Raw genomic sequence first — 20,841 nt, 5'->3', positions numbered from 1 at the left:
AGTCACACTCAATTTCGCGTCACCTTATTTCTTATGTTAAAGCCTATGTCAATGATGCCTAAGAGGAGATACACGGACAAGATGAGCGGAAAAAGCACACCCAGCACAATTGCTAAAACAGGAACGGCTTTCGGCATCTCCATTTCGCGGCAATAGAAAAAAATAAACGCTAACCCTTGAATACAAATCAGCAAGCTGAGAATAAATCCCCCATTCAATGAAACCGAATACAGCATATGCCCTTTTTCTAAAGGCAGAAACCCTAATATCGTCACAATAAAATACAGAATGACAACGCTTTGCGGGAGTTTGAGCTCTCTAAAAGGCTTCATCTTCGGAAGATCAGGGGAAAATCGCCGTAAAAGCGGCCTTGCCATAGCATAACTGAGGAAAGAAAAAACGATGCCGGTCAATACGAGCACTGTCGGAAAAAGATATTGAACCGTGCTCAGCTGACTTTCCATCAGCTTGATCTGCTTCCCGAACTGATCTCCGTAACCGAGCTGCTTTGACATGGTTTCTGCTAAAGACATCGACTCCCGAAGCTGGGACATGGTGGTATCGATCACATTCATATTAAGAAACACGATGCTGACCACAAAAAAAACGACGCCGCACAGCACATACGCCATAGCGCCGGCAGCAACCGCATAGCCGGGCTGTTTCTTTTTAAAATAATATCCCATGGCGATTCCCGTACAGGCTGCCGTAAAAGCGCCTGTAAGCCCGGTAAACGAACTTACAATAAAGCTGACAGGAAGGCTGGCAAGCCCCATCCATACCCCGGGCTTCAGACCGTGCCGAATGGTGTAAAGAATGATCGGCAGCGGCAAAGCAAAGAGAAGAATTGCTCCCAGTAAAGGAAGGTACACGACCAAAAGGGAAATGATTGCAAAAATACTGATCAAAATGGCGCCTTCTAATAGAGCCCTTGTATTTTTCACTTACTCACCTCAAACCTTGTATCATTCGAACATACGAATAGAAAAGAGCAGCTTAGACGACTGCTCTTTTGACGCCGCAATGTCTCTTTCAAGACCTGAATTTTCCATAAACTCTCCAAAATACACGTATATATTTTAACATAAGTCGAAATCGCAAGTAAAATGAGCGCGGACAGCCGCAATGTTCCATGTGAAACATGAAAACAGACAAACGGACATCCCAGTGAAAGAATGCCCGTTGTATCAGTGATCCTGATCATCCATGAAACCAGAAGTATCTCTGTTTTTCTTTTTGGTTTTTCGTACATATAACAAGACGATAACGATAAGTAAGAGAGTGGTCGCCTGCAAAACCCCGCTGCTGAAAAGGAAGAAGTTCTTTATCATGTCCCACATATAGTTTCACCTCTATTTCGTATTTCCTTTACATTGAGTTTCCCTTTCTGGAAACTTCAAAACATCAGGAACAACATCGGGACCGGGGCATATGCTGAAAGTGAAAATGAAGGATAAAGGAGATTCTTACACCATGACTGAGCGGAGAACATTAGCATGGCATGAAACGTTAGAACTGCATGAGTTAGTAGCTTTCCAGGCAAACGGACTTGTGAAATTAAAAAGAACAGAGCGGGACGTAAGCGATGCCAGATTAAAACAGCTTTACAGATTTTCCATCCATTCGCTCGAACAAAATCTGCGTGAACTGCTTCCTTTCTTCCCTGAAGCTCCCGCTTTTCGCGAGGATGAAACAGAAGAGCGCGCTGATTCTTCCTTTTACAGCGGCGGCCTGCTCATTCTGGCCAAAACGTCTGTCCGCAATTACGCCGGAGCCATTACAGAGACGGCCACACCTCAATTAAGACATGTTTTCGTCAAGCACTTAAACGCGTCCATCAAGTGGCACCAAATGGTCTTTGAGTATATGGAAGAACGCGGTCAATATCCGGCTTACAACCTGAGCGAATTGCTGAAGAATGACGTGCGCAACGCCAGAAAGGCCATCGCGATGAAATAAAAAAAAGCAGCAAGGAATTTAATCCTTTGCTGCTTCTTATTTTTGAGCGGACTGATCTTGAGGAGACGTTTTTTCCCGGTATGCCTCGAGAAACTCCCGGTTGGCATCTCCCCATTTCTTCATTTGCAAAACGATCGGTTCCAGCGACCTGCCGAATTCGGTAAGAGAATACTCCACCTTTGGAGGCACCTGCTGATATACCTCGCGATGCACGATGCCGTCCGCCTCGAGCTCGCGAAGCTGAAGCGTAAGCATACGCTGCGTAATGCTGGGACAAATGCGCCGAAACTCATTAAACCGCTTTTTTCCGCCGATCATATGATAAAACAAAATACCCTTCCACTTTCCGCCGATAACGGAAAGCGTCAGTTCAACCGGACAACCTTCTTTATTCGGATATATGTTCATTTTTCATCCTCCATAGTACCTTTTTTGATACTATATGCTGATTAGCATCTGACTTACCCAGTATTTTACTCGCAACCCTCCCCAACTCTCAACAAAAATGCTTCTTTTTCACATCAATTTTTAAGGTTTTGAAGATTACACCCTCCTCAAGACGTGTTAAACTATAAAAAGATTGTTTACACTACAAAAAAGGACAAGGAGTTATTATGGAAAAAATTCTTATTTTCGGACATCAAAACCCAGACACAGATACCATTTGCTCTGCCATTGCCTACGCTGATCTAAAAAATAAACTCGGCTTCAATGCTGAGCCCGTCCGCCTCGGACAAGTCAACGGCGAAACACAATACGCGCTTGATTATTTCAAGCAGGAAAGCCCGCGTTTGGTGGAAACAGCCGCAAACGAAGTAAACGGCGTCATCCTTGTTGACCACAATGAACGCCAGCAAAGCATCAAGGATATCGAAGACGTTCAGGTTCTTGAAGTTATCGACCACCACCGTATCGCCAACTTCGAAACAGCGGAACCTCTTTACTACCGTGCTGAGCCGGTCGGCTGTACGGCTACGATTTTAAACAAAATGTACAAAGAAAATAACGTGAAAATCGAGAAAGAAATTGCGGGCCTCATGCTGTCAGCAATCATTTCCGACTCTCTGTTATTTAAATCTCCGACTTGCACGGAGCAAGATATCGCAGCGGCAAAAGAGCTTGCTGAAATTGCCGGCGTAGATGCGGAAGAGTACGGCTTAAACATGCTGAAAGCGGGCGCCGACTTAAGCAAAAAAACGGTGGAAGAACTGATTTCTCTTGATGCGAAAGAGTTCACGCTCGGCAGCAAAAAAGTCGAAATCGCCCAAGTCAACACAGTTGATATTGAAGATGTGAAAAAGCGGCAGCCGGAATTAGAAGCGGCCCTTTCAAAAGTAATTGCTGAGAAGAACCTTGACCTGTTCCTTCTCGTGATTACGGATATTCTGGAAAACGATTCCCTTGCGCTTGCCATCGGTGATCAAGCGTCAAAAGTGGAAAAAGCATTCAACGTGACTTTAGAAAACAACACGGCTCTTTTAAAAGGCGTCGTATCCAGAAAGAAACAAGTCGTTCCTGTTTTAACAGACGCGATTGCAGAATAACCAAAACACCCCGGAAACCCGCCGGGGTGTTTTTTTATTGCTCATTCATCAGACGGCCGTTTCGTAAGCGCTTTCTCCGAAAATCATTTTGACGGGATTTGATATACAATATATAATATATCACATGAAAGGCGTTCGTTTTCCTAATTATTGTAAGTCGATATCACAACATCAGAATCGGGGGGGGTCTATCCTGGAAAAACACGCTGCTCATTCTTATTCACGAACAACAGGCATTTGGCTTGTGCTGACAGGAGCTATCTTATGGGGGGTCTCGGGAACGGTTGCCCAGTATCTGTTCCAGCACCGCCATTTTAATACAGAATGGCTGACTTCGGTGCGCCTTCTGGTGTCAGGGGCGCTTCTGCTCGGCATCGCGTACCGCAAAGAAAAAGGACGGATATGGGCTGTTTGGAAAGACAAACGGGACAGAATTCCCCTTCTTTTATTCGGGGTTTTCGGAATGTTAGGCGTTCAATACACCTACTTCGCGGCAATTGAGTACGGCAACGCGGCCGCTGCTACCGTTCTTCAGTATTTAGGGCCAGCGATCATTACATGCTTTTTAGCGATTCGCGCAAAGAGAATTCCTTCAGCAAAAGAGCTTCTCGCCGTCTTATTGGCGGTTGCCGGCACATTCATTTTGGTCACGCACGGGAATGTCGGAAGCCTGTCCATATCCGGTCTGGCTGTCTTTTGGGGCATCAGTTCGGCGTTTGCACTGGCGTTTTACACCCTTCAGCCGCATCGTCTGCTGAAGAAATGGGGATCGGCCATTATTGTCGGATGGGGCATGCTGATCGGCGGAGCCGCCCTCAGCTTGATCCGCCCGCCCTGGAAATTTGAAGGCGAGTGGTCCTTGCCGGCATATGCCGCGATTGTGTTTATCATCATTTTCGGGACGCTCATCGCTTTTTATTGCTACTTGGAAAGCCTGAAATATCTGAGTGCCTCTGAAACCAGCCTGCTCGCCTGTGCGGAGCCGCTGTCGGCAGCTTTTTTAGCTGTTATCTGGCTGCATGTTCCCTTCGGAATATCAGAATGGCTGGGTACTTTGCTGATTTTAGCCACCATCGCTTTATTATCTATCAAGAAAAAATAACCTCTCTTTTTTAGAGAGGTTTTTTCCCAGGCTCAGAGCACACCTTAGTCTCAATTACCCATAAATTAAAAGGTCTTTTTTCATTTTACTATCATCCAAAAGAGGAAAATAGACCAGTTGTCAATAGAATCAGACTCTAATAGAATGATGTCGACAAGTAAATCATGCAGGATTGTTACTGATAAAGCAGGCAAGACCTAAAATGTGTTAAGGGCAAAGTGTATTCTTTGGCGTCACCCCTTACATATTTTAGGTCTTTTTTCTGTAACAAACCTGCCATCCATGGATGCAGGAGGATCGAATCGGCAGATCGCAAAAAAAGGTACATACAAAAGGAGACATGAACATGAACATCAAAAAATTTGCAAAACAAGCCACAGTTCTAACTTTTACGACTGCACTTCTGGCAGGGGGAGCGACTCAAGCCTTCGCGAAAGAAAATACCCAAAAACCTTACAAAGAAACGTACGGCGTCTCTCATATCACACGCCATGATATGCTGCAGATCCCTAAACAGCAGCAAAGTGAAAAATACCAAGTGCCTCAATTCGACCAATCAACCATTAAAAATATCGAGTCCGCAAAAGGACTGGATGTGTGGGACAGCTGGCCGCTCCAAAACGCTGACGGAACAGTAGCTGAATACAACGGCTATCACGTCGTGTTTGCTTTAGCGGGAAGCCCGAAAGACGCTGATGACACATCCATCTACATGTTTTATCAAAAAGTCGGCGACAACTCGATCGACAGCTGGAAAAACGCGGGCCGTGTCTTTAAAGACAGCGATAAGTTCGACGCCAACGATGAAATCCTGAAAGAACAGACACAAGAATGGTCCGGTTCTGCAACCTTTACATCTGACGGAAAAATCCGTTTATTCTACACTGACTTTTCCGGTACACATTACGGTAAACAAAGCCTGACAACGGCGCAGGTAAATGTGTCAAAATCTGATGACACGCTCAAGATCAACGGAGTGGAAGATCATAAAACGATTTTTGACGGCGACGGAAAAACATATCAAAACGTTCAGCAGTTTATCGATGAAGGGAACTATACATCCGGCGACAACCACACGCTGAGAGACCCTCACTACGTTGAAGACAAAGGCCATAAATACCTTGTATTCGAAGCCAACACGGGAACAGATAACGGATACCAAGGCGAAGAATCTTTATTTAACAAAGCGTACTACGGCGGCAGCACAAACTTCTTCCGTAAAGAAAGTCAGAAGCTTCAGCAAAGTGCTAAAAAACGCGATGCTGAATTAGCGAACGGCGCCCTCGGTATCGTAGAGTTAAACGATGACTACACATTGAAAAAAGTCATGAAGCCGCTGATCACTTCAAACACGGTAACTGATGAAATCGAGCGCGCGAATGTTTTCAAAATGAACGGCAAATGGTACCTGTTCACTGATTCACGCGGTTCAAAAATGACGATCGACGGTATTAACTCAAACGATATTTACATGCTTGGTTATGTATCAAACTCTTTAACAGGTCCTTACAAGCCGCTGAACAAAACTGGTCTTGTACTGCAAATGGGTCTTGATCCTAACGATGTGACGTTCACTTACTCTCACTTCGCAGTGCCGCAAGCCAAAGGCAACAATGTCGTGATCACAAGCTACATGACAAACAGAGGCTTCTTTGAGGATAAAAAGGCAACATTTGCGCCAAGCTTCTTATTGAACATCAAAAACAAGAAAACATCCGTTGTCAAAAACAGTATCCTTGAACAAGGACAGCTTACGGTTAACAACTAATAACAACAAAAAGAAAATGCCGATACTTCATTGGCATTTTCTTTTATTTCTCAACAAGATGGTGAATTCAATCATGGTACGAAAATGGCCCATTGTAATATTGATCTTTTTGGGTGCGTTCCTGTTTGTCGGCTTACTGCCGAACAAAACCCACAATTCCTCTGACACAAACACGGAGCATAAGAAGGATTACCGGGCGGCGTATCATTTTACGACCCCGGACAAATGGAAAAACGACCCTCAAAAGCCCATTTTTTTCGAGGGGAAATATCATTACTACTATCTTTATAATCGGGATTACCCGAACGGCAACGGCACAGAATGGCGGCACGCCGTATCAGAGGACTTGGTGCACTGGACGGACGAAGGCACGGCTATTCCGAAATACACCAACGAAAACGGCGATATATGGTCCGGTTCTGTCGTCATTGATAAACACAACACGGCGGGCTTCGGCAAAAACGCGCTGGTCGCCGTCACAACGCAGCCGACAGCCAAAACAAAAGCCCAGGAACAATATTTATGGTACAGCACGGATAAAGGAAAAACGTTTACTTCCTATAGTGATCAGCCCGTGATGAAAAATCCGGGAACTAAGGATTTCCGGGACCCGAAAGTGATCTGGGATGAACAGGATGACAAATGGGTGATGGCCATGGCCGAAGGCGAAAAAATCGGTTTTTATGAATCACCCGATTTGAAAAATTGGACTTACACGGGCGGTTTTATCACTCAGCAGATCGGTCTCGTCGAATGCCCCGACCTTTATATGATGCGTGGAGATGACGGAACAGCCAAGTGGGTTCTAGGCGTAAGCGCAAACGGCAAACCCGCAGGCAAACCGAATACGTACGCGTATTGGACCGGAAACTTTGACGGGAAGGAATTTACCGCCGATCAAGAAGAACCACAATGGCTCGATTACGGCTTTGACTGGTACGGCGGCGTCACATTTGAGGACGGTAAAAGCGAAGATCCGCTGACAAAACGCTATGCGCTGGCATGGATGAACAATTGGGATTATCCGAATGAAACACCGACACTAAAAAACGGCTTTAACGGCACGGATTCTATCGTCCGTGAAATCCGCCTTCAGCAGCAGGACGGCGGCACATACAGCCTTGTGTCAGAGCCGGTTGAAGCATTGAACCAATTAACCTCTTCAACTGACAGCATAGAACACAAACAGGTGAACGGTTCAGAGACACTGCCGATCAAAGGTGATACATATCAGCTTGATATGGATATCGCTTGGTCAGATATCAAAAATGCAGGCGTCAGACTCAGAGAATCGGCAGACCAAAGCCGGCATATTGATGTCGGTATTTCAGCAGAAGGCGGCTACGCCTATGTGAACAGATCGTTTACAGGCCAGCCTGATAAAACCGGCGCATACGCCGAAAGCAAAGCCCCATTTGACGGAAACAAAGGGCGCGTCCATCTGAAAATTCTCGTAGACAAAACAAGTATTGAAGTATTTGCAGACGACGGAAAAACCGTTCTGACAAATGAAGTGTTCCCAAAACACGAAGATCAGGGAATCACGCTCTTTTCTGAAGGCGGCTCCGCTGACTTTCAGCATATTGAGATGAAGCATCTCGGTTCGATTCATTCTTAGACGTCCCTCTTCATTTCTAACCAGCGCCCGGACTGTGGTAAAATGCAAATATGTATACTACGATTCATGAGGTGTTCCATTGGATAATCAAAACAAAGAACCTGTGCTGAAAAGAACCATCATGCGGGACGAAGTGTATCGCACACTCAGAAACTGGATCATAACGGGCAAGCTCAAACCGGAAACAAAGTTAAAGGACAAGGATTTGTCGGAAACATTGGGAATCAGCCGCACCCCGATACGGGAAGCCTTATTGCGGCTGGAAGATGACGGCTTGGTGATAACAAAAGCGAACAGATGGACGCTTGTCGCTCCGATTGAGTTAAAAGAAGCGGAAAACTTGTATTCCATCGTCTGGACGCTTGAAAAACTCGCATTGCAGCAAGCTCTCCCGCATGTGGACGATGCCGTGATTCAGGAATTGAAACAGCTGAATGAAAATCTTCTTCAAATGATGAAAGACGGCGATAAACTGGCCACCCTGGAAGCGGACAATGCATTTCACCATCGCATCATTCTGCTTGCGGACAACGCCGAACTTCACAAATTGCTAGTAAGCCTGAAAGTCAAAATTCAGAGAATGGAAATCCGCTATTTCAGTGAAAACGGCGCTTTAAACAGATCATATAATGAACATTCTGATATCATTCACGCATTAGAACAGCAAGATGCCGCCGCTGCTTTTACAGCGCTTGAAGCGAATTGGAAAAACAGTTTAGAACGGCTGCAGAACATGGCATAGCAAACGAAAAAGCCAAATCACTCATATGATTTGGCTTTTTTACTGATATCACAAGACAGCCGCGTTGGCTGTCTTGTTTACTTTTTGTTTATATATAAATAAATACCGTAATCCGTAGGCACAGAAGCATACCCCATCTGTCTGAGCATGGCTGTTATATTCCCGCGATGATACGTTCCGTGGTTCACAACATGGAGGATCATATCGGCCGCTGCGGTTTTCATGATGTCACCTGACGGATGCTCTATTTCAAGGGGGAGACTGATATTTTCTTCCTTTTGCAAAAATAATTGATACCGGTCTGATAATTCCGAGAACATATCTTCCAGCTCTTCTATCTCTTTAGACAAGATGTCCTCTTTTTGCTGTTCAGCTGATTTCAGCGTATCCTCCAGACGCTCTCCGGAGAACACATCAAACCACCCCTTATCCGACAGATACACATGAGTCAATACACCGGCTATCGACGGAAAGACACTTTGAATCTCCTTACGATACACATCCTCCGGAAGCTCTTTAAGCCGGGTGAATATTTGCTGATTTGCCCAAAGATGATAATCATACAATTTCAGTGCCAGATGTCCCACATTACCCTCTCCTCTCTCGATATAGAACGTACGTTCCTAATTATACTACACTACATGCGGCTTTGTACCATCTTCTTCATTCGCAGCTGAGAAAATCCGATAAAAGCCGAAATTAATAAGAGGAGGCCTGCGCCAATATAAATAAACCGCACGCCGAATACATCCGAGATAACCCCCGTTCCGATAATGGAAAACATAAAAATGAACTGAACTAAAGCTGATCTCGCCGCTAATATATTGACCCTTGTCTTTTCGGTCGTGATGTTTTGAAGTAATGTTTCCTGCGTGAGATCTCGTAATACACAAGCCGGCCCCATACACAGCACCAGAAAAAGGGCCGTAACGGCGCTTGTGATCAACCCATAAATAAACGTGAACATTCCATATGCCAAAGCTCCCGTCAACATAAGCGGAATGAGATGATGCTGAAACTTACCGGATAGCTTATAGATGATCAGTCCGCCGATCATCGTCCCTGCATAATAGACTCCGTTGACATACCCCCACCAAGCCTCTCCTTTATGAAGGACGTCATGCACATAAGTTAAGGACACAGACCCGATCCATATCATGCCTGCCCACGATTCGATCACATCCATCACAATGAGAACCCTGAGCTGTTTTTGCTGAAATAAATACACCCAGCCGCTTGCCGCATCTGCAAAAAGGGAACGTTCCCTGACTGCTGCCGGCGCACACATGCGTACTTGAAGAAACAGAATGATGCCCAAAACCGAAGAAACCAATAACATGACAGTGACGATCATTGTATCGCTCTCTCCCAAGAACGCTATGATGACGCCGCCGAGAGACCACCCCGCAAACTGAACGGTTTGATCCGCCGCAGATAATAAACCGTTCGCTTTCGCCCTTCGATCAGGAGGAATGATTTCCCCAATCAGCGCGCTTTTTATCGGAGCAAACCATCCGTTGCAAAAAGAAATGCCTCCGATCAGACAAAACAGCAGAAAAAAGAATGCAGATGAACCAACTTGGATGACAAAAAACAAACAGACTAACAGTGTGATCTGTATCAATTGAGAACTGATTAACAAAGAACGAAGCGTGAACCGGCCGGTGACCAGCGGCAAAACGGCGCTGCCCAATACGCGACATACAATGCTGACGAACGTCATAAGAGAGGCCATCGCCGTCGAACCGGTTTTTGTAAACAAAAACAAGATGACAGCCATCGTATAAAGTGAGAACCCCAAGTTGATAGCGGTCTGGCTGTATAAAATAGCATAATACGCTCTCTTCATATTCATCCTCAGCAACCTCACTCCCCAAAGCCGATGCGCGCAGGCATCGGCTTATTTTTTCGTTTACTTTCTCTCCTTAGTGGGAGGCTTTCGTATGTCAGGCTCTCAGCTTTAATTTGATCTTCCTGCCTTCCGAAAAAGTAATCATGCTTAGGACAATGAAACAGCCTATCCACTGTATCCATGTTAAGCGCTCGCCCAAGAAAAAAGCGCCAAAGATGATTGTGATGATCGGGCCCATCATTGAAATCAAAGACCCTCTTACTGCCCCAATCCGTTTGATACCTTCCAGCATAAATAAAAAAGGAACGACTGTTGTAAATACAGCAATGATAAAAAAAAGGAAATATACGGGTGGCTGAAACGACCATAGCTCTGTCTGATAACCAAAACCCTTTCTTGCGATTAAAAAAAGCACCATGGCAATGCTTGCTAAGGACATCCCATATGCATTCATACGGATACTCCCTACTTTGCGAACAAGCTGACCGGATAAGACCAAATAAAGTCCGTAAACCGCGGACGACAGAAGAACGAGAAAAGCGCCAAATATATTAGCACTCAATTCGTGCAGGTTCCAGCCGCCAATGGAAAAAAAGATTCCTATGCTGACCACAACGACAGAAATGATGTCTGCAGCGGTTATTTTCTCCATTTTTCCGAAAAACGAGATAATCATGACAAAAATCGGATAACTCATAACGAGCATCCTTTCTACAATAGCTGAAACATAATGCAGCCCGATAAAGTCCAACAGCGGAGATAGAAAAAAAACGAGCAGACCCGTGATCCCTGCTCTGACTATATCAGCCTTTGCCGGTTTTTCAGATAATTTTGCACGATACATAAGAAAAATGATGCAAAAAAGAGGGGTTGCAATCATTTGTCTGAAAAATAGCGTTGACTCCGGGGTGGCTCCGAATGTGTAAGCCCACTTAATAAAGATCGATTTTGAGGCAAAACACAGCCTACCAACAATCATAAACAACATTCCGGCGAGAAACGGATGGTTTAGTTTTGGCGGAGTATTCACTTAGACTTTGCTCATAGATTTACACCTTTCCTTAGTGCGAATATTATTTATTTCGATTCTGTGAGCAGTTTCCCTTTTTGTTTTATATACTAAAATGTATTTCTATCACCCGAAAAAAAGCCGATGCGCGCAGGCATCGGCTTTCAAATTAATCTATCATCTTAAGAACAAGCGACCGGAATCACCCATTTATCAGGAATGATTTTCAAAACAGAATAAAAAAAGAGGGCTCCCATTCCGGAAGCCCTCACTCCGTCTGCTACGCCGCTAAAAGAAAAATAAGCGCTAAAACAGCCGGAAGTCCTTGTTTTACGATAATTGATTTGTTTGAAGTAAAGCCTCCGAAAATGGCCGCGATGACCACACAGATGACGAAAAACAGTTGAATCATATGGCCCATCGGATCAGCTCCGAGGATCAGCCCCCAAATGAGACCGGCAGCCAGAAATCCATTATACAGACCTTGATTTGCAAACATGACCGCTACATTCCGGTCACCTTCTAAATGCTTCGGCAATTTGAAGGACCGCTTAGCTGCCTTCGAATTGATAAAAAACATTTCAAGTATCATGATAAATATATGTTCTAAAGCTACAATTCCGACGAAAACAGCCGCAATTATGTCCACTGTCCCTCTCCTCTCAGCTTTACCTCAACCTTATTTCCATTGTGCGATTGTTTCGATAGGAAGACGGTAGGAAGCATATCCTTCGTCTGCCGCTTTTCCGATTGATAACAGCATGACCGGTACATAACGCTCTTTATCCATTCCGAAAACCTCGGCGATCTTTTCTTTATCGTAGCCGCCGATCGGGTTTGTGTCATAGCCGTGCGCGCGTGCCGTAAGCATCAGCTGCATGGAAACGAGGCCTCCGTCGATCAGAATCGTTTCACGGTTCACTTGCTCCGGAAGTTTTTCAAAGTGCGCCGTCAACGCAGCGATTTGTCTGTCTTTTACTTCCTGCGGCATGTAGCCCAGTTCGACCGCTTTCGAATAGATTTCTTCTAAATAGTCATCATTGTTCATATCTGCGAAAACCGCGATCACCGCAGATGATGTGCTGACTTGTGTTTGGTTAAAGCTGGCAAGCGGCGCGAGTTTTTCTTTTCCTTCAGGGCTGTCAATGACGAGAAAACGCCACGGCTGCGCGTTGACTGAAGACGGTGCTGTCGTTGCTTCTTCCAGAATTTGAGTCATTTCTTCTTTGCTGATTTTAACAGCCGGATCGTAATTCCGAATGGAACGGCGGCCTTTCATAATGTCCATAAAGTCGTTTGTTTTCAGTTCTGTTTTCATGTGTAATACACTCCTATGCTTTCATATTTTCTATATTATTCTGCATCTGCGACAATACGTTTTTTAACATACTGCGTTCTTCCTCGCTGACACCGGCAAGCATTTCCTTTATGAAACGCTCCTTCTCCTTTTTGGAAGCCTCAATTCTCTCCCGCCCCTGATCAGTAAGCCGGACAAGTATAATTCGGTTGTCCTCGGGCTTCCGCCTTCTTGTGACCATTTCTTTGGCTTCAAGCTGTTTCAAGTGTCTTGTCACGGCTGCGCCATCAATATTCACCTTTTTCTGAAGATCGCTTTGGCTGATCTCGTCGACGTAAAAAAGCACGGCGAGAAGCTCAAGGCGGGATTGGCTGATTCCGGTGCACGCTTCAAACTTCGTGCCGATCACTTTGTGCAGTGATTGGAGCTGATATAAAATCTCGCCTTCCTCTGAACAACATGCTGTCAAAACCCATCCCCACTTTCTTTTGCGCAATTAATTGACTAGTCAATATTTGATATATCAATAATATACAGCCGCCATTCTTTTTTTGCAAGTTTTTTCTCCTTTTTTAAAAAAAGCTGCCGGTTAACGGCAGCTCTCTACTTAATGATTATGGACTTTTCTGAAATTACTGCCTTTTACTTCTGCGACATCATATACCGTCACAAAGGCTTGTTTATCAATGTCATTAATAATTTCTTTCAGTTTGGTTTCTTCCAAACGGTTGATGACACATGTGATTTCTTGGAATTTTTCATGAGAAAAACCGCCGTATGCTTCTTTATAAGTAGCGCTCCGGCCCAATTCTTCACGAATGGTCTCTACCATTAATGCAGGCTCATTGGTGATAATCTGAAATGTTTTAGAACCGCTTAAGCCTTCCTCAACCACATGAATCACCTTAGATGCAATGTAGTAAGCAATGACCGAAAGCAATGCGCCTTGCAGCCCAAATACAAAAGAAACAAAAATAAACACAAACATGTTTAAAAATAAAATGAGGTCGCTCGTGCCAAACGGCAATTTCCGTGACAGAAGCACAGCCAGCATATCAATTCCATCTAATGCGCCGCCGTTGCGCAATGCCAATCCCATTCCAAAGCCGAGAATAATCCCGCCGACAACGGTGATTAACAGGGTGTCTCCCTCGATGATAGCCGGTGTGTGGTGGAAAAAACTCGTGCCCGCGGCAAGTGAGACAATACCGATAATTGATAGAAACGCAAAACCTTTCCCGATTTGCTTATATCCTAACCAGACAAACGGTATATTGATCACCGCAATTAAGATCCCAAGAGGCAAATGAAACAGCTGTGAACCGACAATGCTGAGTCCGGTTACACCGCCGTCAGATACACTATTCGGAATCAATACGGTTTCCAGTCCATACGCGGCAATAATTCCGCCGATGATGACCATGATGGCCCGTACGATTGATTTCACTCTGAATTTCTTACGTCTTTGTTTTTCGATTGTACTCATATCATTCCCCGCTTCAATTATTTTTTCTTATTTAAATATACCATAATTGATACTTTTCGTTAAAAATAAGCCTATCGGCTATGTTGAAGCAGGAACCGAGGAAGGAGATTTCACAGATAACGTATCCATTTATGACTTTAATCATTCACCAAAAGGAATTAATAACCATCAATAATCTCTTTTATTCCCCTTCTTCACATATTCCCAATCATGTTCTATATTTTTTCTCACCCGCTGAAGAAGGCTGAAAATGGTTTCTTTTTCCTCAGATGTAAAGCCGGACAGGGCTACCTCCCCAGAATGCTCTCCTTCTCTTTGCAATAACGGATAAACCTTTCTCCCTTTTTCAGTCGGGAACAGTTTTTTTATTTTTTTATTTTGATCATCAGGACGCTTTTCAATAAACCCTTGTATTTCCAATTTTTTGATTGCTCTCGCCGCTGTTGTTCGGTCTACTTTAATCATTTCCGCCACTTTTTCCTGTATCACTCCCGGGTTTTCACATATACGCACAAGATAGAGATACTGCCCTTTTGTTAAGTCTAATTCCTTAAATTCAATATTGCTGATGGAATCCAGTGCCCGTGCGATCATACCGATTTCCCGCAAAATATCAGTCATATCTTTTCAAACCCTTCATGTTTTTGTTGCATTTGCAATATAATTGTTTTATCGTTACTTCTATAAGAACACAAGCAAGCCGTGCAGTCCAGACTAACATGTGAAAAGGATTGGTTGATCATGCAGATAAAAAGGATAACAACGGAAATTGATTTACAAGCAGCGCTTGAGATTAGAAAAGCAGTATTCATTGAGGAACAGCAAGTACCTGAATCCGATGAATTTGATCAGTTCGATACACTTGAGGAACAGTGCGGGCATGTCTTGGTTTATCATGAAAATCAGCCTGCCGGCACAGGACGCGTCCGCATCGTAAACCATACAGGCAAGCTCGAACGAATCTGCATCCTGAAGCCTTACCGCAAATATGGGTTGGGCAAAGTCATCATAAGCGAATTAGAAAACATGGTAAAAGAAAAAGGCATCACCCAATGTAAACTGCATGGACAAACACATGCGGAAGGCTTTTATCACAAACTGGGCTATCAGACAGATTCACCGGAATTTATGGAAGACGGCATCCCGCATGTCTTGATGACAAAAGAGCTGTGAGCTGTCACTGAATGAGCAGCCAAACGGCTGTATGAATTATTTACCGAAAGCCTTGTATAAAGGCTTTTTTTCTTAGCCTGAACGCCTTAAAAAAATCAAACCCAGGATAAAACTACCAATTTATAGTGTTTTCATTTCTTAAATAGTCCGATCAAAAGCTTTTAATCTATTAAAAATTAACAGTTAAAGAGATTATAAAAAGGGAATGAAATCCTGAATTATGCAAGAAAGGCTGATTCTCTCTAATATGGACTGCTGACGCGTTACATTCTTTCTATCTTCACATATCTTTAATACTAAGTACGTTATAAATAGATTCCAGGAGGAGATATGAAGTGGAAGAAACGAGTATGGAGCCATCACGGCTCTGCAAAGAATTTGCTAGAATTCTCAATTCAACGCCAAGTGTCGTAAATGGCGTATGTACGGCGACAAGATTTCGAAGCAACATTCATCCGGTGGTACTCGGAAGAAGAGCCGAGGCATTTCCTTTTATTCCTCAGGCCTTTTCATTTGAAAGCATGGATCGGGAAGGCAGAGCTTTATGTTTAGGTGAGACTGTTTTACTGCAAGAAGAAGTGAACCCGTTAATGAGTGAGCTGCGCAAATTCGGTATCATCGTAACTGCCGTTCATAACCATTGGCTGTTTGATAAACCGCGTCTGATGTTTATGCATTTTGAATCAATTGATAAACCTCTCAATTTTGCAAGAAAAGTGAGAGAGGCCCTGAGAGTTCTAACTACTAAAACTGTGCGTGCGGTACCAAAAACTGACGGGGAAATGATTGAACGGCATGGTCTTTGTGACGAATTCAACGATATTCTAGGCGGAACCATGCATACGTTTGAAAATGGAATTTGTACAGTAATGAGATCCCGAACGAATATAAAACCAGTAGTACTGGGACGGCCCGGAAGATCATTTTTGCTCATTCCGCAAATGTTTTCATTTGAATCAATGACAAAAGACGGCCGTGCTCTTTGCAGCGGAGAAACTGTAATTCTGCAAAAAGAAATCAATCCATTTATCAGCATCCTTCGGAAACATGATCTGACTGTAACGTCACTTCACAATCACTGGCTGTTTGATAAACCGAGACTGATGTATATTCATTTCGAATCGATTGATAAACCTGTCAACTTCGCCTTAAAAGTGAGAGATGCTTTAAGAGTGCTTACTGATAAAGAGGTCAAAGCTTAGCATGTTTTGAAGTATCAAAAAGCGATTAAAATAATCGCTTTTACATATGATCAACCGAAAACAAAAAAGATTTACTCTTCAAAAACCAAGCCTATGTGCCTCTAGGAAAGACATAACCATACAGATTGAAGTTTGAATAAAACAAGGAGAGCAGAGGTTAGCCTTTTTTTTATATTTGGCATCTTAACTTAAGAAAAGCCGCTTTGTCGGCGGCTTTTTTATCCTGAATCCTTTAATGTGAGAATGTTAAAAAGCAGCGGAATAGTTTTTGTCTTGCAGAATCCGAAGAAGTTGATGGGGTTCTTTTACAAAGTATGTCGGTGAAGCTGCAGATAAGTGTGTAAGATTCCCCTCTCCCCATAATGCGCCCGCACTTTTCATATCAGCAGCATGAGCTGCCTCAATATCTGTCATTTGATCTCCAATATATAAACAATCGCTTATATCTGCATGTAAGTGATTTATCGCTGTTAGTAATGGCTTAGGACTCGGTTTGTACTCATCACAATCTTCAGCCGTGAGAACGACTTTAAAAAACCCATCTAATTTATTATTGATTAACTCGCCATAAGCAAATTTTTTCAATTGTGAGGTCACAATCCCCAAACCATATCCTCTTTCACTTAAACTTTCCAGCAAAGAGATAACACCCGGATACGGTCTGATTTGATGGATTTTATTTTCGAAATACTGCAATATCGAGGAACGTATTTGCTCTGCCTCGTTTGGAAATCTTCTCAAAAAAACCGCAATAGGCTTACCGACAAGAGACTCTCTCTCTTCATTCGTTAATTTTCTCTTTAATACTGTTTCAATTCCATGATTATAAGCCTCTTTTGCCAACCATTCACTATTTACCAAGGTTCCATCTAAATCGAATAAAATTGTATGCATTTTTATTTTCTCTGACTTTCAAATTTATTAAGATAACTCTCTAAAGCATTTTTAGTAGTTAACGTTAAGGGATCAGGCAAATTTTGAAGAGAAAACCAGCCAACATCAATTATTGCATTTAACTCGCAGTTTCTTACAGTCCCAGTTTGAATACTGCATTGATACGTCGGACATACCCAATGAGTCTCCTCATCATGTAAAATATGGTTTGTGACACAAAGTAAAGAATCAACCTGAATAGTGACCCCTACTTCCTCTTTTATTTCACGGATAACTGTATCTTCTGCCTTTTCCATCCACTCAACTTTACCGCCGGGTATACTCCAATGATTAGCTTCGGGGTCCTTCTTTCGTAAAACTAATAGTAATTCCTGTTCCTCATTCAGAATAAATGCTCCGACTCCCACTCTTGGGTGCTCTGTTTTTTCCACTGTTAGTCCTCCTTTTAGACAGTAGATGTCAGCTCCTTATCGCAAGGTTTTTTACCATTAAGAATATCTCTTGCAATAACGATTCCAGTAGTCGCTGCTTGAATAATTCCGCGTGCCCATCCAATGGCATCTCCGGCAACATAGAATCCAGGTACATTGGTACGAAGACCCTCTTCTGCTTGAACACGATCCCAGCATAGTTCCCATACCGGAGCGTGCAGTAAGGTATCACCATTAATAAGGTCTTCAGATAATAAAGACAAATGATTTAAAAATTCCTCCACTGCTTCTGTTACATATTGAGGAAGAACCCAATGCAGATTTGTTGGCGCTGCATCCGGCAGAGTAGATTTAATGCTATTCTGCTTCAATTTTTCTTCAATTGTTGGTATTCTGGCAACGAAATCTTCATAACGCTGGAATTGGTCAAACGGTATACTTAATTTTCCGGATACATATATAATCAACTTGAAAGAACGTTAGAAATAGTCGAAGAAAAAGCTGCAGCTGTAAACATACAATCTAAATGGACATTGATGGAGTATACGTCGACAATATAACAATTAAATTAATTCAATTCGGTTCCTCTTTCCCTAAAGAAAAACTTGTGCCTAAAAATCAGTCACATCATCCATCTTCAGCCTCCAAACATTATCAAGCCTTGATGAGGCAAGCAAACACGGAGTATCATAGTTAGACACAACAAAAAAGATCTCATTATCCAAAGTCAGATTGAGTATTTTAGTTGTATAAAATAAAGGAGGAAATAGATTGACTTTACATCATTTTATTGGGGCTGACAAAGAACTTCCTATTGGTGAGTATGGCAGGAATCCTACACTTAAGCCCATTTCCGAACTAGAAATAAAAGGAATTGATGTCAACAAACGCTCTCAATTTAAAAAAAATCGAAAGAACAGCGAAAATTCACTTGTAAAGGTTTATGACACAGAAGAAGATGCATACGGAATTGATATTGTTCATTTAGATCCTGGATATGAAGCAGTCAGAAACAAATTCACACATCCTTATATATATGAATTACAAGGGTACTTACACGCCAACAATACACCTGGCCAACGTAAATCTATTAAATCACTTTTTCTTTTCATTGAAAAACACTTGTCAAAAGGTGAATCAGTTGAAATATATTCCTGCTTAGATGGATATGAAGATGAAGATAAAGATGACAGTATGGATGTAGTTATCAATTTAAATACTTTACAATTTGGAAAACATATAAAGTTTAAAGATATAAATCACCTTAGTCATATATTCTATTTGGAAGATAAACAATATGTATTAGTCAAGAAATAAACAAGAAAAATCCCAATTGAATAATGTTAGTTTAATAAGTAAGGAAACCATTCTATACGGTTTCCTTACTTATATATATTATTATTCACTAAAAACCATGCAACTCTTTTATAAAAAGTTGAATGGTTTTAATCCCATTTTTCAAAATGCACTTTTAATCCTGGTATACTCAATATTCTTTGTATTTCTTTATCATCTTCAGTATCGATATAACTTTCTTCTTCATGAGAGCATGTTACCAACCACTCCTTTCCATCTTTGAAAAAAGACAAGTCTTCTGGTAAATGTGGCTGCTCCCAAGCATATAAAGAATTTGCGGATTCTTTCAGAATGTTTTTTGCGTTTTCATCTGTATAATAGTAATAAACTTTTGCTTTTTGATTGTCTCCTAGAATAGTACTGGCCCATTCTGATTGCTCTTTCATTACTTTCAACGAACTTTCAAGTTTTTTTAACAGAGGATCGAATGATTTTAAAGATCCCATATCTTTTCTTAAAACTAAATGAAATTCGTCGCAAATTTCGAAAGCCAAATCAATTAACTCTGAATACAGCTGATCCTTTGGGTTGTGATCAATAATTAACATAGTTACCTCCTTCTCCTATCTTTTAATTACTTTAAAGTTAGATGTTTATAAATTAATCTATATTATCTTGCTGCACCATAGAAAGCATGAGCTTTCATACGGACACCTTTTCCATGTTTATACCTAGAGATCGAGTGATAATGATAATGTTTACCTTTACCCTTTTTATCTATCTCCGGACCAACTATTTTTTTAATCGGACTTGCGGCTTTAGCAATAGATTTGGCATTGTTCTTCGACGTAGACCAAGTGTCATCACCCCTTTTAAGGCGTGCAATTGCAGCAGGTCTTTTCAAACCATTACCGATAAATAATCCTTTAGACTTTCTTACTGCCATATAATGAGAATAGGTTCTTTTACGCTTCCTAAACTCAGAATAGGCAACATAAGTCACTCCTGAAATAGTCACAGCTAATCCAATTGAAATTAAATGCGCTAAAAGTGCCTCTCCAATAACTATTCCTATAGGTATAAACCAAACAAAAGAAGCTGTTACCTCATCTGAATTAATCTCATATTTTTTATTTGTTTCCGTATCAGTAAAAGTTGCTTCTATCTTCTCATTTGTAGCATTTTCAATATTAACTTTATATTCTTTACCTTTTTCACCAGTCTTCTGCGAAATTTCATCGGTTATTAATGAAAGTTTCATATTTTCTTTATCTAAAGTCATTAAACCTTTAACTCCGCCTTTTTCCGCTGTGATTACTAATTTCTCTTCATCGTTTGTTACAATTTGGTAATCCTTATTGTTTAAAGCCTCAGCTTTTGATTCATTATGTAAAATAAAAGTGAAAGTTAATACTAGGCTTAAAATAACTGCAATACTCTTTTTAAAACATTTCATTCAAATTAACCC

General features: G+C 42.2%; 25 protein-coding genes. 9 read left to right on the top strand and 16 right to left on the bottom strand.

Annotated elements, in window-relative coordinates; all coding sequences use genetic code 11:
• Window positions 1-8: 8 nt before the first annotated feature.
• Both CXL14_RS03695 and CXL14_RS03690 read right to left on the bottom strand, forming a co-directional pair.
• Window positions 9-944, bottom strand: a complete 936-nt coding sequence (locus CXL14_RS03695; protein WP_014419355.1) for a YybS family protein — start codon at window positions 942-944, stop codon at window positions 9-11.
• Window positions 945-1,187: 243 nt separating this feature from the next.
• A complete protein-coding gene (locus tag CXL14_RS03690) occupies window positions 1,188-1,340 on the bottom strand; it encodes a hypothetical protein (RefSeq protein WP_004393059.1) in 153 nt (50 codons plus the stop codon).
• Between the two features lie 133 nt (window positions 1,341-1,473).
• Between CXL14_RS03690 and CXL14_RS03685 the strand changes: the two genes are divergently transcribed.
• Window positions 1,474-1,959: a spore coat protein gene (locus tag CXL14_RS03685; protein ID WP_025650095.1), complete on the top strand. Its 486-nt coding sequence runs from the start codon at window positions 1,474-1,476 to the stop codon at window positions 1,957-1,959.
• Window positions 1,960-1,995: 36 nt separating this feature from the next.
• Here the strand turns inward: CXL14_RS03685 and CXL14_RS03680 are convergent, their stop codons facing one another.
• Complete coding sequence (locus CXL14_RS03680; RefSeq protein ID WP_007615010.1) at window positions 1,996-2,367, bottom strand: winged helix-turn-helix transcriptional regulator; 372 nt, start codon at window positions 2,365-2,367, stop codon at window positions 1,996-1,998.
• Window positions 2,368-2,573: 206 nt separating this feature from the next.
• On the opposite strand from CXL14_RS03680, the gene CXL14_RS03675 reads away from it, so the two are divergent.
• From CXL14_RS03675 to CXL14_RS03655, 5 genes are all read left to right on the top strand, one after another.
• Complete coding sequence (locus tag CXL14_RS03675) at window positions 2,574-3,503, top strand: manganese-dependent inorganic pyrophosphatase (protein ID WP_004393053.1); 930 nt, start codon at window positions 2,574-2,576, stop codon at window positions 3,501-3,503.
• A 190-nt stretch (window positions 3,504-3,693) separates the two neighbouring features.
• The gene (locus tag CXL14_RS03670; protein WP_278103941.1) at window positions 3,694-4,605 is read left to right on the top strand and encodes a DMT family transporter; all 912 of its coding nucleotides are present in this window, start codon (window positions 3,694-3,696) and stop codon (window positions 4,603-4,605) included.
• Between the two features lie 346 nt (window positions 4,606-4,951).
• Window positions 4,952-6,373, top strand: a complete 1,422-nt coding sequence (locus CXL14_RS03665; protein WP_014419358.1) for a glycoside hydrolase family 68 protein — start codon at window positions 4,952-4,954, stop codon at window positions 6,371-6,373.
• Between the two features lie 73 nt (window positions 6,374-6,446).
• Window positions 6,447-7,991, top strand: a complete 1,545-nt coding sequence (locus CXL14_RS03660) for a glycoside hydrolase family 32 protein (protein WP_014419359.1) — start codon at window positions 6,447-6,449, stop codon at window positions 7,989-7,991.
• A 79-nt stretch (window positions 7,992-8,070) separates the two neighbouring features.
• Window positions 8,071-8,733: a GntR family transcriptional regulator gene (locus CXL14_RS03655; protein ID WP_014419360.1), complete on the top strand. Its 663-nt coding sequence runs from the start codon at window positions 8,071-8,073 to the stop codon at window positions 8,731-8,733.
• A gap of 77 nt (window positions 8,734-8,810) precedes the next feature.
• On the opposite strand, the gene CXL14_RS03650 is transcribed toward CXL14_RS03655, so the two are convergent.
• The 8 genes from CXL14_RS03650 to CXL14_RS03615 all read right to left on the bottom strand — a co-directional run bounded on the left by CXL14_RS03650 (window position 8,811) and on the right by CXL14_RS03615 (window position 14,998).
• Window positions 8,811-9,320, bottom strand: coding sequence for a DinB family protein (locus CXL14_RS03650; RefSeq protein WP_014419361.1), 510 nt, complete (start codon window positions 9,318-9,320; stop codon window positions 8,811-8,813).
• 50 nt (window positions 9,321-9,370) lie between these two features.
• A complete protein-coding gene (locus tag CXL14_RS03645; RefSeq protein ID WP_014419362.1) occupies window positions 9,371-10,588 on the bottom strand; it encodes an MFS transporter in 1,218 nt (405 codons plus the stop codon).
• A gap of 91 nt (window positions 10,589-10,679) precedes the next feature.
• Window positions 10,680-11,573, bottom strand: coding sequence for a DMT family transporter (locus CXL14_RS03640; RefSeq protein ID WP_014419363.1), 894 nt, complete (start codon window positions 11,571-11,573; stop codon window positions 10,680-10,682).
• Between the two features lie 301 nt (window positions 11,574-11,874).
• Entirely contained in the window at window positions 11,875-12,243 is a 369-nt protein-coding gene (locus CXL14_RS03635) for a DUF1304 domain-containing protein (protein ID WP_014419364.1), read from the bottom strand.
• 30 nt (window positions 12,244-12,273) lie between these two features.
• Entirely contained in the window at window positions 12,274-12,912 is a 639-nt protein-coding gene (locus CXL14_RS03630) for a nitroreductase family protein (RefSeq protein ID WP_014419365.1), read from the bottom strand.
• Window positions 12,913-12,925: 13 nt separating this feature from the next.
• Window positions 12,926-13,387 (bottom strand): MarR family winged helix-turn-helix transcriptional regulator, encoded by a 462-nt coding sequence (locus CXL14_RS03625; RefSeq protein ID WP_014722085.1) that lies wholly within the window; start codon window positions 13,385-13,387, stop codon window positions 12,926-12,928.
• A 111-nt stretch (window positions 13,388-13,498) separates the two neighbouring features.
• The gene (locus tag CXL14_RS03620; protein WP_012118921.1) at window positions 13,499-14,377 is read right to left on the bottom strand and encodes a YitT family protein; all 879 of its coding nucleotides are present in this window, start codon (window positions 14,375-14,377) and stop codon (window positions 13,499-13,501) included.
• A gap of 168 nt (window positions 14,378-14,545) precedes the next feature.
• The gene (locus CXL14_RS03615; protein WP_014419366.1) at window positions 14,546-14,998 is read right to left on the bottom strand and encodes a MarR family winged helix-turn-helix transcriptional regulator; all 453 of its coding nucleotides are present in this window, start codon (window positions 14,996-14,998) and stop codon (window positions 14,546-14,548) included.
• 120 nt (window positions 14,999-15,118) lie between these two features.
• On the opposite strand from CXL14_RS03615, the gene CXL14_RS03610 reads away from it, so the two are divergent.
• Complete coding sequence (locus CXL14_RS03610) at window positions 15,119-15,550, top strand: GNAT family N-acetyltransferase (protein WP_014419367.1); 432 nt, start codon at window positions 15,119-15,121, stop codon at window positions 15,548-15,550.
• 335 nt (window positions 15,551-15,885) lie between these two features.
• On the top strand, window positions 15,886-16,752 hold the full coding sequence (locus CXL14_RS03605; RefSeq protein WP_014419368.1) for a DUF1259 domain-containing protein: 867 nt from the start codon (window positions 15,886-15,888) through the stop codon (window positions 16,750-16,752).
• 246 nt (window positions 16,753-16,998) lie between these two features.
• On the opposite strand, the gene CXL14_RS03600 is transcribed toward CXL14_RS03605, so the two are convergent.
• The 3 genes from CXL14_RS03600 to CXL14_RS03590 are packed head-to-tail and all read right to left on the bottom strand — an operon-like array spanning window position 16,999 to window position 18,544.
• Complete coding sequence (locus tag CXL14_RS03600) at window positions 16,999-17,646, bottom strand: HAD family hydrolase (protein WP_014419369.1); 648 nt, start codon at window positions 17,644-17,646, stop codon at window positions 16,999-17,001.
• A gap of 2 nt (window positions 17,647-17,648) precedes the next feature.
• On the bottom strand, window positions 17,649-18,077 hold the full coding sequence (locus tag CXL14_RS03595) for an NUDIX domain-containing protein (protein WP_014419370.1): 429 nt from the start codon (window positions 18,075-18,077) through the stop codon (window positions 17,649-17,651).
• A gap of 14 nt (window positions 18,078-18,091) precedes the next feature.
• Window positions 18,092-18,544, bottom strand: coding sequence for a hypothetical protein (locus CXL14_RS03590; RefSeq protein WP_014419371.1), 453 nt, complete (start codon window positions 18,542-18,544; stop codon window positions 18,092-18,094).
• A 304-nt stretch (window positions 18,545-18,848) separates the two neighbouring features.
• Between CXL14_RS03590 and CXL14_RS03585 the strand changes: the two genes are divergently transcribed.
• On the top strand, window positions 18,849-19,394 hold the full coding sequence (locus tag CXL14_RS03585; RefSeq protein WP_014419372.1) for a hypothetical protein: 546 nt from the start codon (window positions 18,849-18,851) through the stop codon (window positions 19,392-19,394).
• Between the two features lie 128 nt (window positions 19,395-19,522).
• Here the strand turns inward: CXL14_RS03585 and CXL14_RS03580 are convergent, their stop codons facing one another.
• Both CXL14_RS03580 and CXL14_RS03575 read right to left on the bottom strand, forming a co-directional pair.
• The gene (locus CXL14_RS03580; RefSeq protein WP_014419373.1) at window positions 19,523-19,981 is read right to left on the bottom strand and encodes a hypothetical protein; all 459 of its coding nucleotides are present in this window, start codon (window positions 19,979-19,981) and stop codon (window positions 19,523-19,525) included.
• Window positions 19,982-20,043: 62 nt separating this feature from the next.
• Entirely contained in the window at window positions 20,044-20,829 is a 786-nt protein-coding gene (locus CXL14_RS03575) for an SAR2788 family putative toxin (protein WP_101287668.1), read from the bottom strand.
• Between the last annotated feature and the right edge of the window lie 12 nt (window positions 20,830-20,841).

This window comes from Bacillus sp. SJ-10 (assembly GCF_002843505.1).
Taxonomy (GTDB): domain Bacteria; phylum Bacillota; class Bacilli; order Bacillales; family Bacillaceae; genus Bacillus; species Bacillus velezensis.
This window is presented reverse-complemented; position numbering and strand designations above follow the sequence as displayed.

Coding starts and splice junctions, on each gene's coding strand:
- CXL14_RS03690 (WP_004393059.1), bottom strand. CDS start 1,340: ATGTGGGACATGATAAAGAACTTCTTCCTTTTCAGCAGCGGGGTTTTG.
- CXL14_RS03685 (WP_025650095.1), top strand. CDS start 1,474: ATGACTGAGCGGAGAACATTAGCATGGCATGAAACGTTAGAACTGCAT.
- CXL14_RS03680 (WP_007615010.1), bottom strand. CDS start 2,367: ATGAACATATATCCGAATAAAGAAGGTTGTCCGGTTGAACTGACGCTT.
- CXL14_RS03675 (WP_004393053.1), top strand. CDS start 2,574: ATGGAAAAAATTCTTATTTTCGGACATCAAAACCCAGACACAGATACC.
- CXL14_RS03665 (WP_014419358.1), top strand. CDS start 4,952: ATGAACATCAAAAAATTTGCAAAACAAGCCACAGTTCTAACTTTTACG.
- CXL14_RS03660 (WP_014419359.1), top strand. CDS start 6,447: ATGGTACGAAAATGGCCCATTGTAATATTGATCTTTTTGGGTGCGTTC.
- CXL14_RS03645 (WP_014419362.1), bottom strand. CDS start 10,588: ATGAATATGAAGAGAGCGTATTATGCTATTTTATACAGCCAGACCGCT.
- CXL14_RS03640 (WP_014419363.1), bottom strand. CDS start 11,573: ATGTTGTTTATGATTGTTGGTAGGCTGTGTTTTGCCTCAAAATCGATC.
- CXL14_RS03630 (WP_014419365.1), bottom strand. CDS start 12,912: ATGAAAACAGAACTGAAAACAAACGACTTTATGGACATTATGAAAGGC.
- CXL14_RS03620 (WP_012118921.1), bottom strand. CDS start 14,377: ATGAGTACAATCGAAAAACAAAGACGTAAGAAATTCAGAGTGAAATCA.
- CXL14_RS03615 (WP_014419366.1), bottom strand. CDS start 14,998: ATGACTGATATTTTGCGGGAAATCGGTATGATCGCACGGGCACTGGAT.
- CXL14_RS03610 (WP_014419367.1), top strand. CDS start 15,119: ATGCAGATAAAAAGGATAACAACGGAAATTGATTTACAAGCAGCGCTT.
- CXL14_RS03600 (WP_014419369.1), bottom strand. CDS start 17,646: ATGCATACAATTTTATTCGATTTAGATGGAACCTTGGTAAATAGTGAA.
- CXL14_RS03580 (WP_014419373.1), bottom strand. CDS start 19,981: ATGTTAATTATTGATCACAACCCAAAGGATCAGCTGTATTCAGAGTTA.
- CXL14_RS03575 (WP_101287668.1), bottom strand. CDS start 20,829: ATGAAATGTTTTAAAAAGAGTATTGCAGTTATTTTAAGCCTAGTATTA.